We start from the raw sequence: 16,939 nt of genomic DNA, 5'->3' as shown, positions 1-16,939 counted from the left end.
GTCAGAACTCCGCGCCGATCGACAGGCCGATCGTGAACGCCGAATCGGGGTTGTCGAGACCACGCGCGATATCGAATTTCAGCGGGCCGACTGGCGACTTGTAGCGTGCGCCGATGCCCACGCCTGTGCGCCACTGCGGCGAGGAGCCGTCGAAGGCGTCGCCGCTGTCGACGAACACGGCCGCGCCGATGGTGTCGGTGAAATAGCGTTCGAACTCGACACTCGCGGTGACCACACTCGTGGCGCCGATCGCGAACGCGCGCCGGCCGTTGCGTGCGGGAATGCGCGGGCCGACCTCACGCCAGTCGTAGCCGCGGATGCTGCGGTCGCCGCCGGCGTAGAAACGCAGGCTCGGCGGCATCGCCACCAGCGCATCGGTGAAGGTGTGACCGAGCTCGCCGCGCACGATCAGGCGGTTGGACTCGCCGATGCCGCGGAACCAGCTGGCCCGCGCGTGGATCTGGGCGAACGATGTATCCGAGGCCGCGCCTTCGACGCCGCCGCGCAGCATGATCGAGCCGCCGATGCCGCTGGTGGGGAACAGGCGGTCGTTGACGTCGATGTACTCGGCGCGCAGCGAGGGATACGCGAACGTGGCGTAGCGGTACAGCGCACCGTTGAACTCGTCGTTGGGCGGCAGGGGATTGTCCGGGTCTTCTTCCGGTGCGTAGGCCCAGCGTTCGCGCAGCACGTGCAGCGAGGCGACGAGATTCAGGAACTCGTTGTACTGGCCGTTACGGCTGCCCACCAGTTCGACCCGGCGCGAATCGATGTAGTCGGTCTGCTCGTCGGCAACCTGCAGGCTGGCGGTGTACCAGCCATCGAACCAGGCGAACGCGGGGATGCGGTACTGCAGCGTCGCGGTCTTGCGGCGCTGCGCGTAGTCGATCTGGGCCAGCGCCTTGTGTCCACGCATGTTGACGTAGCGCCGCTCCACGCCGAGCCGGATACCGGCGCCGCTGTCGGTGCCGTAGCTCACGCCCGAGGTGTAGATGCTGCGCTTGGCGGGTGTCAGCGTGACCTTGACCGGCACTTCGCGGCGCTCGTTGGCCTCGCTGACCTGCGGCTCAATGTCGATGTTGGAGAAGTAGTCCAGCCGGCCGAGCGACGAACGCAGGCGGTCGATACGGCCCTGGTGGTAGTAGCTGCCTTCGTCCCAGTAGACGAGGCCCTCGAGCAGGCTGTCGTTGACGATCTGTTCGGGCGTCTGCTCGAACGTGGTGGCGCCCATGTTGTAACGGTCGCCGCTGGTCCAGACCACATCGATGTCGGCGGCGAAGTCCGCGCGCGTGACCTCGACCCGGCGCGACGCGAATTCCGCATCGAAATACCCGCGCTCGGCCAGTCGTCGGCTCAGCTGGTTGCGGCTGGACTCGTAGTCGGGATGGCTGAACACCGCGCCCTCGCTCGGCAAGAAGCGGGCGATGTCGCGCGCCAGATACCGGTCCTGGCCACCCTCGCCGATGATCGCGATGTCGCTGTTGCGCACCCGCACGGGCTGTCCGGCATCGACGACCACGCGCACCGAGATCGCATCGTCCTCGCGGTTGCGCTGTACGTCGATGGTGGGCGAGTAGTAACCGAAAGGCTCGAGCGCCCTGCGGGTCTCACGCTCGGCCTCGCGCAGCAGATAGGCCATCCGCCGGCCGGAGATGTCGCGGCCGATGGCGTCGTAGAGCGCCAGCGAGACGCGGACGTTCTCGGTCATCTCCTCGTCGAGGCCGACGATGTCGACGCGTTCGACACGCGCAGCGTGCGCCGCGGCCGACGCACACAGGAGGAGGACGGCGGCGAGATACACAGGGACGCGAGGCATCGCGCGAGGATACCGGAGTGGCGTCAAGGCTCGATTAACGGGGCGCGCGCGCGACGGCGTCATCGAGGATCTTCATAACCGTCATTCCCGCGTAGGCGGGAATCCAGGGACTTTGCTGTCAATGGGTGAACGTCTATGGATACCAGCCGCTCGGCTATTGAGAGCCTCGCCTGGGCGGGAATGACAAACGAAGCGGAGCGACCTGTCGGTCCCTCGACACGTCTGCGATTGAAGCAGCGCGCTTCATGCGCGCCGCGCGCGCATCCCTACTCGTTCAGCTCGACAGATGCTCGATCGCGGCCACGCTGCCCAGGCGCTCGGACAGGCGCTTGAGCAGCGCGAGCCGATTGGCGCGCAGCGCGGCATCGTCGGCATTGACCATCACGCTGTCGAAGAACGCATCGACCTGCGGCCGCAGCCGCGCCAGATGTGTCAGCACCGACACATAGTCGCCGTGTGCGAGTGCGTGACCCGTTTCGCCGCGCACCGCTTCCACCGCCTCGGCCAGCGCGGCCTCGGCCGGCTCACGCAACAGCGCCGGATCGACGTCGCCGGGGATCTCGATGTCGGCCTTGCGCAGGATGTTGCGGATGCGCTTGTCGGCGGCGGCGAGGGCCGCGGCTTCGGGCAGCGCGGCGAAGGTGCCGATCGCGTCGATGCGGCGGTCGAGGTCGTAGAGCGACTTCGGTTGCAGCGCGGCGACGGCGTTGAACTGCTGCACGGTCACGCTCTTGTCGGCGTAGTAACCCTTCAAGCGGTCGAGGATGAAGTCGTAGAGTTCGCCACGGTCAGCGAATGCGCTCGCGCCGTCCTTGCTAGTGGGCAGCGCGCCCACACGCTCGATCGCGCTGGCCAGCAGCGCCTGCAGATCGAGATCGAACCCACTTTCGATCAAAGTCCGCGCCAGACCCAACGCATTCCGCCGCAGCGCGAATGCATCCTTGTTGCCGGTCGGCTTGAGACCCGCAGCGAAACCACCGGCCAGCGTGTCGAGACGCTCGGCGATCGCCAACACCTTGCCCAGCGGTGACAGCGCGATATCGTCGCCGGCGAAACGCGGTTGCCAGGCTTCGTCGAGTGCATTCGCGAGCGCGGCGCGATCGTCGTCGGACAGGCCGGCCAGCGCCGCGTCCTGCCTGGCGTAGTAACGACCGGCGATGCCCTGCAGTTCCGGGAATTCGTTGACCATGCGCGATTGCAGATCGGCCTTCGACAGCAGCGCGGCCTGCTTGGCGAGTGCGGCGTCCACACCGACCTGCGGCGCGATCACTTCGGCCAGTGCGGCGACGCGCACGGTCTTGTCGGCGACGCTGCCCAGCTTGGCCTGGTAGGTCACGGTGCGGAGGCCATCGTTCATCGCCGACAGACCCTGCTTGAGGTCCTCGTCGAAGAAGAACTTGGCATCGGCGAAGCGCGGGCGGATCACGCGCTCGTAGCCCTTGGCCACTTCGGCCTCGTCCTTCGACACGATGTTGGCGATGCCGATGAAATGTTCGGTGAGCCTGCCGTCGCGCAATACCGGGAAGAATTTCTGGTTCGCTTCCATCGTCGCGATCAGCGCTTCCTGCGGCACGGCGAGGAACTCGGGCTCGAAGGTGCAGGGCACCGCCTTCGGCCATTCGACCAGGCACACGACCTGCTCGAGATTGTCGGCCTCGATGCGCGCATCGCCACCGACGGCGCGCGCGGCGTCCTCGACCTCGCGCACGATCTCCGCGCGACGCGCATCGGCATCGACGATGACCTTCGCATTGCGCAGCGCGTCGACGTAGTCGCCCGGCGTCGCGATCTCGACCGCGGCGTCGTGCATGAAGCGATGGCCGCGACTGCCGCGGCCGCTGCGCACGCCGAACAGTTCGGTGTCGACGACCGTCCCGCCGTGCAGCAGCACCAGCCAGTGCACCGGCCGCGCGAACGCGTAGCTGTGGGCACCCCAGCGCATCGGCTTGGGGATCGGCATCGCGGCGATCGCCTCGCGCAGCACGTCCGGCAACAGCGCCGCGGTCGTCGCACCGGGTGTCACCGCACGATGCACGAAGCGCTCGCCCTTGGCGTCACTGGTCTTATGGAGCGCGGTCCAGTCGATGCCGGCCTTTGCCGCGAAGCCCTGCAACGCCTTGGTCGGGTTGCCGTCGGCATCGAGCGCGATGCTGAGATAGGGGCCCAGCACTTCCGAGCGCTGCTCGGGCTGTTCGCTCGCCACGCCCGGCAGCAGCACGGCCAGGCGACGCGGCGTGTACAGCGGCTTCGCGCCTTCGCGCTCCACTGCCACACCACGCCTGTCCAGCGCCGCGATCACGCCGTCGAAGAACGCCTGCGCCAGGCCGGGCAGGGCCTTGACCGGCAGTTCTTCGGTGCCGAGTTCGATCAGGAGGGGATGCATGTCAGTCATGGCGATTCGATCCAGAAGAAATTCCCTTCTCCCTCGGGGAGAAGGTGGCGCGCAGCGCCGGATGAGGGCGCTTTACTAGCGGGTGCGCGAACAGCGCCCTCACCCCAACCCCTCTCCCGCAGACGGGAGAGGGGCTCAAGCTGATTCCGGCGCGCGCTTCAGCCCGGGAAATCCCAGCGCCTCACGCTGCGCGTAATAGGCCTTGGCCACGCCCTGCGCCAGCGTGCGCACGCGCAGGATGTAGCGCTGGCGCTCGGTCACGCTGATCGCGCGGCGGGCATCGAGCATGTTGAAACTGTGGCTGGCCTTCGTCACCTGCTCGTAGGCCGGCAGCGGCAGACCCAGCTCGACCAGCTTCAGTGCCTCGGCCTCGCATTCGTCGAAGCGGCGGAACAGCACGTCCACATTCGCGTGCTCGAAGTTGTAGGCGCTCTGCTCGACTTCGTTCTGGTGGTAGACGTCGCCGTAGGTCACCGGCGTGCCGTCGGGGCCGTGCGTCCACACCAGGTCGTAGACGTTGTCGCAGTTCTGCAGGTACATGCACAGGCGCTCGAGACCGTAGGTGATCTCGCCGAGCACCGGCTTGCACTCGATGCCGCCGGCCTGCTGGAAATAGGTGAACTGGGTGACTTCCATGCCGTTGAGCCAGACTTCCCAGCCCAGACCCCAGGCGCCGAGCGTCGGCGATTCCCAGTTGTCCTCGACCAGGCGCAGGTCGTGCACTTCGGGATCGATGCCGAGCGCCTTCAACGAGTCGAAATACAGCTCGACGATGTTGTCCGGGTTCGGCTTCATCGCCACCTGGTACTGGTAGTAGCGCTGCAGGCGGTTCGGGTTGTCGCCGTAGCGGCCGTCGGTCGGGCGGCGGCTCGGCTGCACGTAGGCGGCGTTCCACGGCTCGGGGCCGAGCGCGCGCAGGAACGTGGCCGGATGGAAAGTTCCCGCGCCGACCTCGAGGTCCAGCGGCTGGATCAGCACGCAGCCCTGTCTGGCCCAGTAGGTGTTGAGCGTGAGGATCAGCTCCTGGAACGTCGGTCCGGTCATCGGAGAATCGCGTCTGCGGCGGCGCGCTAGTATAGCGGGCCGCATCGAGGCGCCCGCCGTACCATGCGCCATGGAGGACCCGGCTTGAACGATCCGCGCATGCCGCAGTATCCGACCGGCCCACGTCCGCCCGCCGAATTCGGCGGACGTCTGCCGCCGGGCCGTCTGACCCTCGAACCGGTCATCGACGCCCTGCTGGCCGATGGCCTGCTGGCGCCGGGAGATGCCGAGCGCGCGCGGGTGGGCGGGCGCAATACGCGCGGTCTCGATGCGGTGCATCCGCTGGTGCTGCTCGCGAATCTCAAGCTGCCGTCGGCGCGCCGACCCGGCACCGAGCTCGGCCTCGAGGCGCTGACCGAATGGCTGGCGCAGGCCACGGGTCACGTCTATCTGCGCATCGACCCGACCAAGATCGCCGTCGGCGACGTCACCGACCTGTTCTCCCACGCCTACGCCAAGCGCCACCGCATCCTGCCGGTCGAGGTCACGCCCGACCGCGCGCGCATCGCGACCAGCGAACCGATGGCGCTCGACTGGCTGACCGACATCCAGCGCCTGCTGCGACGCGAGATCGATCTGGTCATCGCCAATCCGCTGGACCTGCACCGCTACACGATGGAGTTCTTCGGCGTCACGCGGTCGATCCGCGGCGCCAAGGACGGTCGCGAGACCAGCAGCAACGCGCCGACGTTCGAGCAACTGGTCGAACTGGGCCGCTCGGGCGACGTCAACGCCGACGACCACCACATCGTCCACATCGTCGACTGGCTGCTGCAGTACGCCTACGAGCAGCGCGCCTCCGACATCCATCTCGAACCGCGTCGCGACGTGGGCCGCGTGCGCTTCCGCATCGACGGCGTGCTGCACAAGGTCTTCGAGATGCCGCCGCCGGTGATGACCGCCGCCGTCAGCCGCATCAAGGTGCTGGGCCGCATGGATCTGGCCGAACGCAGGCGCCCGCAGGACGGGCGCATCAAGACGCGTTCGCCGGGTGGCCGCGAGGTGGAAATGCGTCTGTCGACGATGCCGACCGCCTTCGGCGAAAAGGTCGTCATGCGCATTTTCGACCCGGACACCGTGTTCAAGCCGATCGAACACCTCGGCTTCGACGCTGGCGAGGCGGCGGCGTGGAACGATCTCGTCGCGCGACCGCACGGCATCGTGCTGGTCACCGGCCCGACCGGTTCGGGCAAGACGACCACGTTGTATTCGACGCTAAAGAAGCTGGCGTCCGACGACGTCAACGTCTGCACGGTCGAGGATCCGATCGAAATGGTCTCGGTCGAACTCAACCAGATGCAGGTGCACAACGCGATCGACCTGACCTTCGCGCAAGGCGTGCGCACGCTGCTGCGTCAGGATCCGGACATCATCATGATCGGCGAGATCCGCGACCTCGACACCGCGCAGATGGCGGTGCAGGCCTCGCTGACCGGACATCTGGTGCTCTCCACGCTGCACACCAACGATGCGCCGTCGGCGATCACCCGTCTGCTCGATCTCGGTCTGCCGCATTACCTGATCGCCTCCACGCTCAACGGCGTGCTGGCCCAGCGCCTCGTGCGCACGCTGTGCCGGCACTGCAAGCAGCCGCAGCCGGTCGATTCTGAAGCCTGGCGCGCGCTGCTCGGCCCCGACAGCGACGTGCCGCCGCCGGAGACCGCGTGCGGACCGGTCGGGTGTCTCGAGTGCCGCAACACCGGTTATTTCGGCCGCGTCGGCATCTACGAACTGATGCCGGTGACGCCCGCGCTGCGCGCGAAGATCCAGCCGGACATGGCGTTGTCGGGTTTCAGCCAGGCCGCGGTCGGCGAGGGCCTGCGCACGCTGCGCATGGCCGGCGCCGAGAAGGTTGCCCAAGGCGTGACCACGGTGGAAGAAGTGATGACGGTGCTGCCGCCGCGGGAGTAGGTGGCTTGTGCCTCGTGACTCGTGACGCATGCGTCGGCGCGACCGCGGTACGCGACGTAAGGGGCACCTCTTCCTTTGGGAGAGGTCGACGCGTAAAGCGCGTCGGGTGAGGGCAGGGCGGTGAGGCTCGATCCCACACAACCGCTCACCCGCCCCGATCCGCTACGCTGCGCCGTCCTCCCGCTCCGGCTGCGCCTACGATGTCCTTCGACCGCTGCTTCCTGATCGTCGAAACCGGCCGCCCCCTGCCTTCGATGCGCCGCTACGGCGGCTTCCCGCACTGGATCCGCGTCGCGGCCGGCCTGTCGGAGGGTGACGCGGTGGTGGTCGATGTCGAACACGGGGCCACGCTGCCGGACGTGGACGATTTTGCCGGCGTCATCGTCACCGGCTCCGGCGCGATGGTCACCGACCGCGCCGACTGGAGCGAACGCACGGCTGCCTGGCTGCGCGACGCCGCGCACGCCGGCGTGCCGTTGTTCGGCATCTGCTACGGCCACCAGCTGCTCGCCCACGCGTTGGGCGGCGAGGTCGGCGAGAACCCGCGGGGTCGCGAGATGGGCACCTTCGATGTCGAAACCGAAGCTGCCGCCTCCGACGACCCATTGTTCGCCGCCGCCGGCCCGCGTTTTCCTGCCCAGACGACGCACCTGCAAACCGTCCTGCGCCTGCCCGAGGGTGCGACCCTGCTGGCGCATTCCGAGTTGGAACCGCACCATGCGTTCCGCTGGGGCGATCGGGCCTGGGGTGTCCAGTTCCACCCGGAGTTCAGCGCCACCCACATGCGCGGCTACATCCGCGCGCGCTCGGGGCCGCTGTACCAGGAAGGCCTCGACCCGGTCGCGCTGGTCGCGGCGGTGCGCGCTGCGCCGGAAGCGCGGGCGGTGTTGCAGCGATTCGTCCGCTTTGCAGGCGCGCTGCCGCGCGACTGATTCGTTCGCCGTCATGCCCGCGCATGCGGGCTTCCATGGATGTTGGTTCGCTTTGGCTTTTTGGCTTTGCAGTGATGCTGCTCTGCCGTTGCTTTTGCTTTTGCTCTGGCTCCCGCTTTTGACTTGAATCGAGCCGTAGAGCGAGCCGAGCATCGCAGGGCGGCGGGGTCGAAGAGCAGCCCATGTCTGAGCGTAGCGAGTTTGGGCTGCGTGCCCCGTCGACCGAGAAGCGCAGGGGACCGCCGCGGCTGTATCGCGGCGGATCGCGTCCGGCGAAGGGACCTTTTGGTTCCTTTTGGGTCCATCCAAAAGGGACTCGCACGCGCAGCGGGCGAAAGCCTTGCACTTGCTCAAGCTTCTTCGCCCGTCGCTTTGCGACCCTGATGTTCCGAGAAAGAAAGAATCAACCGCAGGAGCGAAGATTAAGGACAGGGCTTCCGCGCTGTCGCGCGGCTTACTTTTGTCTTGGCAAAAGTAAGCAAAACCGTCTTCGCCGGACGCGAGCCGACGCATGAAGCCGCGTCGGTTCCCTCCGCTCCTCGCCTGACGCGGCACGCAGCCCAAACTCGCTGCGCTCAGACATGGGCTGCTCTTCGGCCACGCCAGGCTCCGGTGCTCGGCTCGCTCTACGGCTCGATTCAAGTCAAAGGCTGGAAGCCAAAGCCAAAGCCAAAGCCAAAGCCAAAGCCAAAGCCAGAGCCAAAGCCAGAGCCAGAGCCAGAGCCAGAGCCAGAGCCAGAGCCAGACGCAAAGTCGCTGGATGACCGGATATGCGTCGGTTGAAAACCCGCCTCCGCGGGAATCACGGCCGCAGCGCCCTGCAGAAAAAGGCGGGCGGCCCGCGCACAGCAGGGCAGTATCTCCAGCACGAACAGGCCGAGCGGCAGCCCGGAACCCACGCCGCCATCGCCGCTGAACACACAGCGCATCCCAGCGGCGTCTCCGATGCATGCGATACGATGACCGCCTTCGTGGCACGTCCACGCGACAGACACCTGGAATACGGCGGAAATGACGACTCGGACGGTAGGAGCCGGCCACGGCTGGAAGTGGATCGTGCAGGGCGTCAACGTCGGTCGCGCCAATCCGCGCGCGGTGTACGGGGCGACGGCGATCGTGGCGTTGCTCGCGCTGATCCCGAACGTGCTCCAGGCGGTCGCGCAGATCGCGTTCGGGCTCGATGCCAATACCCAGGTCATGCTGATCGGCGCCACGTCCCTCGTGTCGATCATCGTCTACCCGCTGCTGATCGCCGGCGTGCTGCACGTCATCGACGCGGCCGAGCACGGGCGTCCGGCGCAGCCGACCGATGTGTTCGCGGTGTTCACGGGTGGCAATGCCGGGCGCCTGATCGGCTTCGGCGTGCTGATGGGCGCGCTCTACATCGCGACGTTCTACGCGTTGGTCAGCGCGTTCGGCGACGGCGTGGTCGACTGGTATATGCAGGTGCTGACGATCAGCCAGGAAATGAGCACGCAGACGGGCCCGGCCACGCCTCCGGATCTGCCGCTGCCGCCGGCCGGCATCGCGCCGCTGATGGCGCTTGCGATCTTCTTCGGCGTCTACTACGCCACCGTCTATGCGATCGGCCTCGGCCAGGTGGCGCTCGGCGACCGGCCTGTGTTGCAGGCGTTCACCGATGGCCTGGGCGGGGCGCTGCGCAATGTGTTGCCGGTGGTCGTGGCCGCGGCGATCGCGATGGCCGGAGGCTTTGCGCTGATGCTGGCGTTCGCGATGGTCGTCACCATCATCAGTGTCGTGGCCAGCCTCGTGCATCCCGGGCTCGCCGCGCTGCTGGTACTGCCGCTGTATCTGATCCTGCTGCTGATCCTCTACATCGTCATGTTCGGTGCGATGTATGCGATGTGGCGCGACGTGTGCGGTCCGCAGGACGACGCGTCGGCCGGTGGCCCGGCGCCGGGCGCCGGCGACAACAGCCGCATCGAGCTCTGATCGAGCGCGTCTAGAACCCGAGCGTCGCGTCGAGCGCGGCGGCGAGGCTCTGGTCGATCCTGTGCATCAGCAGCGCCAGCAGCAGGAAAAATGCCGAGGGCTGCAATACCAGCCACAGCCGCGCGAGCATGGGGATCGGCGCCGGATCGGGCTGTAACACGCGTGTGCCGGCGATGCGGTCGTGCAGTGCCTGGTGGCGCGGCGCGCGTGCGGCCATCAGATGGCCGATGTTGAAGCTCACCCAGGACAGCAGACCGGCCGCGTTGCGCAGGCCGGCGCGCACATAGCCGGGCGGCAGCCCGTCGTCATCGACCACCTGCAGGCCGAGCAGGCGCTTGCCGGGCGTGGCCTGCCACTGCGAACCCTCGAATGCGCTGAACCAGGCGAAGGCGACCAGCGCGAACACCGCCATGGTCGGCAGGACCAGCGCCGACACCGCCAGCGTCAGCGCGGTGATGGCGACCTGGAGTTGGGGATCCGCCATCCAGACCTGCAGCAGGGCAGGCGGCGAGGCGGCCACTTCGAGCGTCTGCTGCATCAGCGCGGCCATCGCCTGCGTGAGGGCGTCGATCGCGCGCGCGCAGGTCTCCAGGGCTTCGTACAGGCGCCGGTGCATCAGCGCGACCACCAGCAGTCCAATCGCCGCCGCATCCAGCGACCAGGCCGTGTACCGGCGCAGCAGCGGCGTGGGCGTGGCGACCGGCGGACTCATGCGTCGTCGCGCACCGCGCCGGGCTTGGGGGCGAGCAGGCGCGCGGCGATGATGCCGGCTTCGTACAACAGACACATCGGAATGGCGAGCATCAGCTGCGAGACGACGTCGGGCGGGGTGATGATCGCGGCCAGCACGAACACACCCACGACCGCGTAGCCGCGTGCCTCACGCAGCTGGTCGGTGGTCACCCAGCCCAGCAGCACCAGGATCACCAGAGCGATCGGCAACTCGAAGCTGAGGCCGAACGCCAGAAAGATCACCAGCACGAAATTCAGATAGGCGTTGATGTCGGTCATCATCGCCACGCCGTCGGGCGTGACCATCGTCAGGAAGCTGAACACCGACGGCAGCACGAAGAAGAACGCGAACGCGCAGCCGATGTAGAACAGCGCGACAGCCGACGCCAGCAACGGCATCGCCAGGCGTTTCTCGCGCTTGTACAGGCCCGGCGCGACGAAGGCCCACGCCTGGTAGAGCAGCCACGGCATCGTCACCACCACCGCGGTGAAGAACGCCAGCTTCAGCGGCGCGAAGAATGGCGACGCGACTTCGATCGCGATCAGGTGGGCGCCGTCGGGCAGTTTGTCGAGCAACGGCTGCGCGAGCAGGCCGTAGAGCTTGTTCGCGAACGGCAGCAGGCACAGCAGCACGATCCCGGTCACGGCAACCCCGCGCATCAGGCGCATGCGCAGTTCGATCAGATGGTCGATCAGGCTGCCCTCGCCGCCGTCTTCGTCAGCGTGCAACGCCACGATCGCCCTCCTCGTCGGCTACGGTTGCCGCGACGGGCGGGGACGTGGGATCGCCGGCAATCGCATCGGGCGGCAAGGGTGCGTCCGGTTCGGGTGCAGGCGGTGCGTCGAGGCTGCGATGCGTCGCAGGCGGTTCGACCGACATGCGCCGCGCCTGTGCAACCAGATCGCCGGCCTCCCTGCGTACGCCATCGATGCGCTCGCGGGCCTGCTGCTCGGCATCGCGCAACTGGGTGCCGACATCCGCAATCGATTGCTGCGCGTCGCGCACGCTGCGCTTGAGGTCCTCGGCGGCCAGCTCGCGTTCGAGTTCGGACTTCACCGAATACCACTGCGCACGCGCGCGACGTATCCAGAGACCGGCGAAGCGTGCCGCCTTGGGCATTTTCTCGGGACCAAGCACGACCAACGCGATCAACGCGATGAACATCAACTCGGCCGTGCCGATCCCGAACATCGACCGCGCCTCGCGTCAGCGCGGGGTGGTGTCGTCGTGGCGCGTCCTGTCGGCCTCGCGGCTCACGGGATCCTGCGAACGGTCGTCGAGACGCTCGGGCGTCTCGTCGTCGTGCATGCCTTTCTTGAAGCCTTTGACCGCTTCGCCAAGATCACGACCGGCGCCGCGCAGCTTCTTGGTGCCGAAGACCAGCAAGACGACAACGAGGACGATGGCCCAATGCCAGATGCTGAAACTGCCCATGGCGGAATTCCGGGAGCTGCGGGTGGTCGGGCAGGATAACGCACCGCACCCGCACGCAACGTGCGGGTGCGCGCCGGATCAGTACTCGGGCAGCGGTTCGACGGTCGCAGGCTGGTCGTCGACGTTCTGGAAGCCCTGGGTCGAGGGCTGGCCCTGCTGGGACTGCAGCGGCGCCGTGGAGGTGTGGGGCACATCTTGAATCGCCGGCGTGTAGGCCGGCTGCTGCACATTGCGGGCGACCGGCACGCCGGTTCCGCCGCGCGATACGCGTGCGGTGGCGCTGGCTTCCTCCAGCCGGTCGCGGAAATCCACGACAGCGCTCGATGGCGCCTGGCCAGGGCGGTTCTCCAGAATCGCCCGCGGCGTGGTGTTGCGGCCATAGACGGCCATGTTGGCGGCATCGTCGATCTGCAGCACCGCCCCATCGAGGGCGACGCCTGCGAACAGCCCGCGCGCGCGCGACCACGACCAGATCTCCGCCTTGAGCTGGCCATCTGTCAGCGCGGCGGCGTTGCGGCCCACCGGGCCGGCGGCCACACCGGCATCGGCGCCCAGGGTGAACTTGCCGTTGACGATCGATTCCAGACTGCGCTCGTTGCGGAACACCAGCACCACGTCCGAGGACTGCACGCCGGCCTGGAACCCGATGCTGCCGCCAGTGATCTTGACGAAGGCCGGGCTTGACCAGGTGCCTTCCGGGGTCTTGACCGACATCACGCCGTGGCCGCGGCGGCCGCCGATGATCAGACCGGCCTTGATGGTGTCGGGAATCACGACGATCGCACGCGCCTCGTCGAGCAGCTTGTCGGGGATGCCCGACTCGGGAATCGCCTGGATCTCGTTGAGCACCCGCACCGCGTTCTGCGCACGGGTGTCTTCGGTCGGGCCGGCAACGGCGGGACCGGCGACGAACGCGGCGGCGAGGGCGGCAACCAGCACGGTGTGGCGGAACGGACGGGTCATGGTGGCTCCGGGGCAAGGGCGCAAATCGGACGGGCGCTGAGGACGCGCACGCAGAACGGATTCAGGCTAGTGACGGCGCAATGAATCGCGCATGAGTTCTTCCCGGGCACGGGACGCTGCCATTGCACCGGTCCGCCTGCCATTCTATGCGGATGTCCGAATCCATCTCTCCGCGCGCCGCGCGCGATGCCGTCGTGCTCGTCAATCTCGGCACGCCCGATGCGCCCACGCCAAAAGCGGTGCGGCGGTATCTCGCCGAGTTCCTGCACGACTACCGTGTGGTCGCGCTGAGCCGCTGGCTGTGGTGCCCGATCCTGCACTTCGTGATCCTGCCGTTCCGCTCACCGCGCGTGGCGAAACTCTATGCCGGCGTCTGGATGGACGACGGCTCGCCGCTCGCTGTACACACCGCGCGGCTCGCGGCGGCGGTGCAGGCGGACATGCCCGATGCCGAGGTGGTCTACGCCATGCGCTACGGCAATCCGTCCTTGCGCAGCGTGTTGACGCGTCTGCGCGACGCCGGCCATGCGCGGGTGCAGGTGCTGCCGCTGTACCCGCAGTATTCGACGACGACGACGGCATCGGTCCGCGATATCGTCGACGAGGTCTTCGGCGCCGATGGCGTTGCGCGGATGCGCGACGACTATCACCTGGACACGGACTGGGTCGAGGCGGTGGCCGCGTCCATCCGTGCGCACTGGGAGACGCACGGCCGCGGTGAGCGGCTGCTGTTCTCCTTCCACGGCATTCCGCAGCGACTGGCCGACGCTGGCGATCCGTATCCCGTGCAGTGCCGGGCGAGTGTCGACGCGATCGTGCAGGCGCTGGGGCTGGCACCGGGCGAGGCGATGCTGACGTTCCAGTCGCGCTTCGGCCGCGAACCATGGTTGCAGCCCTACACCGACGAGACGCTGAAGGCCCTGGGCGGCGATGGCATCCGCGTGATCGATGTCGTGTGTCCGGGGTTCGCGGTCGACTGCCTGGAAACGCTGGAGGAGATCGCGCTGCAGAACGCCGAGATCTTCCACGCGCACGGCGGCAAGGACCTGCGCTACATCCCCTGTCTCAACGACGCACCCGCGCATGCGCGCGCGCTGGCGGCATTGACGCGTCGCGATCTGGACGCGCACGTATGAGCGGCCTCGCACCAGCGCAGCCGTTCGAGGTCGAAATCGGCATCGGCACCGTACGTGGTCTGCGTTTCGGTACCGTCGGCGAGCGCCGCGTGCTGGCGCTGCACGGCTGGCTCGACAATGCCGCGAGTTTCTTGCCGCTGGCCGCGCATCTCGACGGCCTGGATCTCGTCGCCCCCGATCTGCCCGGCCATGGCCGCAGCGCGCACATGCCGGTCGGTACCGACTACACCTTCGTCGGCGCCGTGCACCAGGTGCTCGACATCGCCGATGCGCTGGGCTGGGACCGCTTCGCCCTGCTGGGGCATTCGATGGGCGCGGGCATCGCCAGCCTCGTGGCGGCCGCGGTGCCCGAACGCATCGAACGCCTGGTCGCGATCGAAGCGCTGGGCGCACTGCCCGAGAGCGAACCCGAAACCGTGCCGCGCCTGCGCGAAGCGGTGATCTCGTCGCGGGGGCTGGGTACGCGCCCGCTGCGTGTGTTTCCCGATCTCGATGCGCCGATTCGCGCGCGCGTACGGGTCAACGACCTGAGTGAACCGGTCGCGCGGCTGCTGGTCGAGCGTGGCGTGCAGGCGGTCGAAGGCGGCCATGTGTGGTGCAGCGACCCGCGCCTGACCATCCCGACCGCCGTGCGCATGACACCCGGCCAGGTCGACGCCCTGATCGCCGGCATCGAATGCCCGACGCGCGTGATCTATGCCGACCCGCCGCAGCCCTATCTGCCCGAACCCGACCGTTCCCGTCGTGCGCGCCTGCTGCCCGATGGTGATCTCACCGTCATCGCTGGCGGCCATCACCTGCACATGGAACAGCCTGCGGACGTCGCGGCCGCGATCGGGGATTTCCTGCTGCGCTGAGCCGGCTGCGGCGGCGCGCCTGCCAACACGCGTGTCGACCAGCGTCCCTCCCCCTCTGAGGTGAGAAGGCAGGCTTGCGAGCCACTGGCTCGCGTGCCGACGAACGCCCTCGCGGTGACGCGAGCGCGGGGGCGCAGAGCGTGGGGTGAGGTGAGGTCACGTCTGCCGAATTTTTCGGGCGCTGCCCTCAAAGCCGCGCGGCCCCGTCCTGCAGCTGCAGGCTGACGATCACCCCCGCATCTTCCGACGGTTGCGCCGGCTGGTTCCGGTCGAACGCGAACAGCGCACTGCGGCCATCCTTCTCGAATGCGAGTACCGCGCTGTCGCCGCCACGGTGCGTGACGAGCCGGCGCTGCCAGCCATCGTGTTCCATCGCGCGGCGGGTTTCCTGCGACAGCGCCACGACCTCGCCTTCGGCGAGCAGGCTGATGATCTGCGTGCCCGGCATGTCGGTCAGCGTGTCGATCGCATAGCGCGCGGGCAGATGGACATCGCCCGGAAAATCCGCTGGTAGCGCCAGTGCGGTCGCACGCGGCGACACTGGCGTCGCCGCGACCCGGTCGCCGCGTGCGTCGAAGCGGACCGTCGTGCCCAGGGCCTCGCCGGGCTGGCGGCAGCCCGGCAGCATGACAACGAGCAGCAGGGCCAGGCACAGGCGGACCATCGGATTCTCCGGCGGCGATGGCCGCTCATTCAGGTCAACGCGAGTGCGGCTCGGTAGCGGCCATCGGGCTGCTCGCCGCGTTCGGCTCAGGCCAGCAGGGCGTGCAGGTCAGCCTTGAGCCGCCGCCCGCTGTCGCGGAAGTAGTCCCGTGCGTCACGCCAGGCCGGGCAGCGCGTTTCGACCTCGCGCCAGAATTGCCGCGAGTGGTCGGCATGGATCAGATGGCAGAGCTCGTGCACCAGCACGTACTCGAATGCGGACGGTGCGCCGAGCACCAGCGACAGGTCGAGATTGAGCGTGCCGTCCGGCGCCAGCGAGCCCCATTGCGAGGACATCACCTTGAGGCAGATACGCCGGGGCGTGCGCGGCAGGCCGGGCAGATAGGTCGGCAGCCAGCGGCCGATGTCGGCACGCGCCTGTGCTTGGTAGAACTCGCGCAACGCGCGCTGCAGGGCGGCCGGGCCGGCGTGCTCGGGTGACACGAATGTCAGCGCGCTGTCCTCGTCCACGCGCACATGACTGAATCGTCCGGCCTCCCAGCGCAGCGGATGCAGCGCCCCGCGCAACGGCAGATGCGAGGTCACGCCACGCTGCAGCGGTAGCGCTTCGCCCTGCGCCGCGATTTGCGCGGCCAGCCATGCGCGGTGCTGCTGCAGGAACGCATCGCCGGATACAAGGCTTGCGCGCAATGGAAGAGTCAGGCGTGCACCGCGTTCATTGACGCTCAGGCGCATGCGCCGCGCGCGTGGATCGCGCACGCGCAGCACCTCGATCTCACGCCCGTCCTCGAGGGTCAGATGGAGCGAGTCGCGCAGGATCGAAGCAGGCTTCGCAGGACGTGACAGCAGGCGCGACAGGGACGGCATGTGCGGATTGTAAGACGCGCGGTGCCGCCGCGCCTTTGTAGGAGCGGGGGGGGGGGCGGGGGGGGGGGGGGGGGGGGCCCCCCCCCCCCCCCCCCCACCCCCCCCCCCCCCCCCCCCCCCCCCCCCGCCCCCCCCCCCCCCCCCGCGACCGCGCTGCTGCATCCACGTAGCGCCCCTCAAGGCGTTTCAAGCGATGCCTGCAACGCCGTCGCCAGTGCCGCATCCCCGCTGACCAGAT

At 68.2% G+C, this 16,939-nt stretch carries 14 protein-coding genes and 1 pseudogene; 5 read left to right on the top strand and 10 right to left on the bottom strand.

The window, feature by feature from the left end:
• Window position 1: 1 nt before the first annotated feature.
• The 3 genes from J2X52_RS00075 to glyQ form a co-directional block, all read right to left on the bottom strand.
• A complete protein-coding gene (locus J2X52_RS00075; RefSeq protein ID WP_310147200.1) occupies window positions 2–1,816 on the bottom strand; it encodes an autotransporter assembly complex family protein in 1,815 nt (604 codons plus the stop codon).
• A 274-nt stretch (window positions 1,817–2,090) separates the two neighbouring features.
• The gene (glyS, locus tag J2X52_RS00070; protein ID WP_310147197.1) at window positions 2,091–4,208 is read right to left on the bottom strand and encodes a glycine--tRNA ligase subunit beta; all 2,118 of its coding nucleotides are present in this window, start codon (window positions 4,206–4,208) and stop codon (window positions 2,091–2,093) included.
• Window positions 4,209–4,343: 135 nt separating this feature from the next.
• Complete coding sequence (gene glyQ, locus J2X52_RS00065) at window positions 4,344–5,252, bottom strand: glycine--tRNA ligase subunit alpha (protein WP_310147195.1); 909 nt, start codon at window positions 5,250–5,252, stop codon at window positions 4,344–4,346.
• Window positions 5,253–5,351: 99 nt separating this feature from the next.
• On the opposite strand from glyQ, the gene J2X52_RS00060 reads away from it, so the two are divergent.
• From J2X52_RS00060 to J2X52_RS00050, 3 genes are all read left to right on the top strand, one after another.
• Window positions 5,352–7,163: a GspE/PulE family protein gene (locus J2X52_RS00060; RefSeq protein WP_310148754.1), complete on the top strand. Its 1,812-nt coding sequence runs from the start codon at window positions 5,352–5,354 to the stop codon at window positions 7,161–7,163.
• 200 nt (window positions 7,164–7,363) lie between these two features.
• Window positions 7,364–8,095 (top strand): glutamine amidotransferase, encoded by a 732-nt coding sequence (locus J2X52_RS00055; protein WP_310147194.1) that lies wholly within the window; start codon window positions 7,364–7,366, stop codon window positions 8,093–8,095.
• A gap of 1,011 nt (window positions 8,096–9,106) precedes the next feature.
• Entirely contained in the window at window positions 9,107–10,048 is a 942-nt protein-coding gene (locus J2X52_RS00050; protein ID WP_310147193.1) for a hypothetical protein, read from the top strand.
• A gap of 10 nt (window positions 10,049–10,058) precedes the next feature.
• On the opposite strand, the gene J2X52_RS00045 is transcribed toward J2X52_RS00050, so the two are convergent.
• The 5 genes and pseudogenes from J2X52_RS00045 to J2X52_RS00025 all read right to left on the bottom strand — a co-directional run bounded on the left by J2X52_RS00045 (window position 10,059) and on the right by J2X52_RS00025 (window position 13,178).
• The gene (locus tag J2X52_RS00045; protein WP_310147191.1) at window positions 10,059–10,760 is read right to left on the bottom strand and encodes an RDD family protein; all 702 of its coding nucleotides are present in this window, start codon (window positions 10,758–10,760) and stop codon (window positions 10,059–10,061) included.
• A complete protein-coding gene (gene tatC / locus J2X52_RS00040; RefSeq protein ID WP_310147189.1) occupies window positions 10,757–11,515 on the bottom strand; it encodes a twin-arginine translocase subunit TatC in 759 nt (252 codons plus the stop codon). Before tatC ends, J2X52_RS00045 begins: the two co-directional genes overlap by 4 nt.
• A 151-nt stretch (window positions 11,516–11,666) precedes the next feature.
• Window positions 11,667–11,972: pseudogene (gene tatB, locus J2X52_RS00035) on the bottom strand (Sec-independent protein translocase protein TatB); the annotation flags it as partial.
• Between the two features lie 15 nt (window positions 11,973–11,987).
• Complete coding sequence (gene tatA, locus J2X52_RS00030; RefSeq protein WP_310147187.1) at window positions 11,988–12,215, bottom strand: Sec-independent protein translocase subunit TatA; 228 nt, start codon at window positions 12,213–12,215, stop codon at window positions 11,988–11,990.
• Window positions 12,216–12,293: 78 nt separating this feature from the next.
• On the bottom strand, window positions 12,294–13,178 hold the full coding sequence (locus J2X52_RS00025) for a lipid-binding SYLF domain-containing protein (RefSeq protein ID WP_310147185.1): 885 nt from the start codon (window positions 13,176–13,178) through the stop codon (window positions 12,294–12,296).
• A 152-nt stretch (window positions 13,179–13,330) separates the two neighbouring features.
• On the opposite strand from J2X52_RS00025, the gene hemH reads away from it, so the two are divergent.
• Complete coding sequence (gene hemH / locus J2X52_RS00020) at window positions 13,331–14,314, top strand: ferrochelatase (protein ID WP_310147183.1); 984 nt, start codon at window positions 13,331–13,333, stop codon at window positions 14,312–14,314.
• Window positions 14,311–15,171 (top strand): alpha/beta hydrolase, encoded by an 861-nt coding sequence (locus J2X52_RS00015; protein ID WP_310147181.1) that lies wholly within the window; start codon window positions 14,311–14,313, stop codon window positions 15,169–15,171. The genes hemH and J2X52_RS00015 overlap by 4 nt, the downstream gene beginning before the upstream one ends.
• A 187-nt stretch (window positions 15,172–15,358) precedes the next feature.
• Here J2X52_RS00015 and J2X52_RS00010 read toward each other — a convergent pair whose 3' ends face one another.
• Both J2X52_RS00010 and J2X52_RS00005 read right to left on the bottom strand, forming a co-directional pair.
• A complete protein-coding gene (locus J2X52_RS00010; protein WP_310147179.1) occupies window positions 15,359–15,835 on the bottom strand; it encodes a hypothetical protein in 477 nt (158 codons plus the stop codon).
• 86 nt (window positions 15,836–15,921) lie between these two features.
• The gene (locus tag J2X52_RS00005) at window positions 15,922–16,701 is read right to left on the bottom strand and encodes a SprT family zinc-dependent metalloprotease (protein WP_310147177.1); all 780 of its coding nucleotides are present in this window, start codon (window positions 16,699–16,701) and stop codon (window positions 15,922–15,924) included.
• Window positions 16,702–16,939: the final 238 nt, after the last annotated feature.

The sequence above is a fragment of the Luteimonas sp. 3794 genome, from assembly GCF_031456825.1.
Classification (GTDB): Bacteria; Pseudomonadota; Gammaproteobacteria; order Xanthomonadales; family Xanthomonadaceae; genus Luteimonas.
The sequence above is the reverse complement of the archived record's forward strand: the minus strand, read 5'-3'. Positions and strand labels throughout refer to the sequence as shown.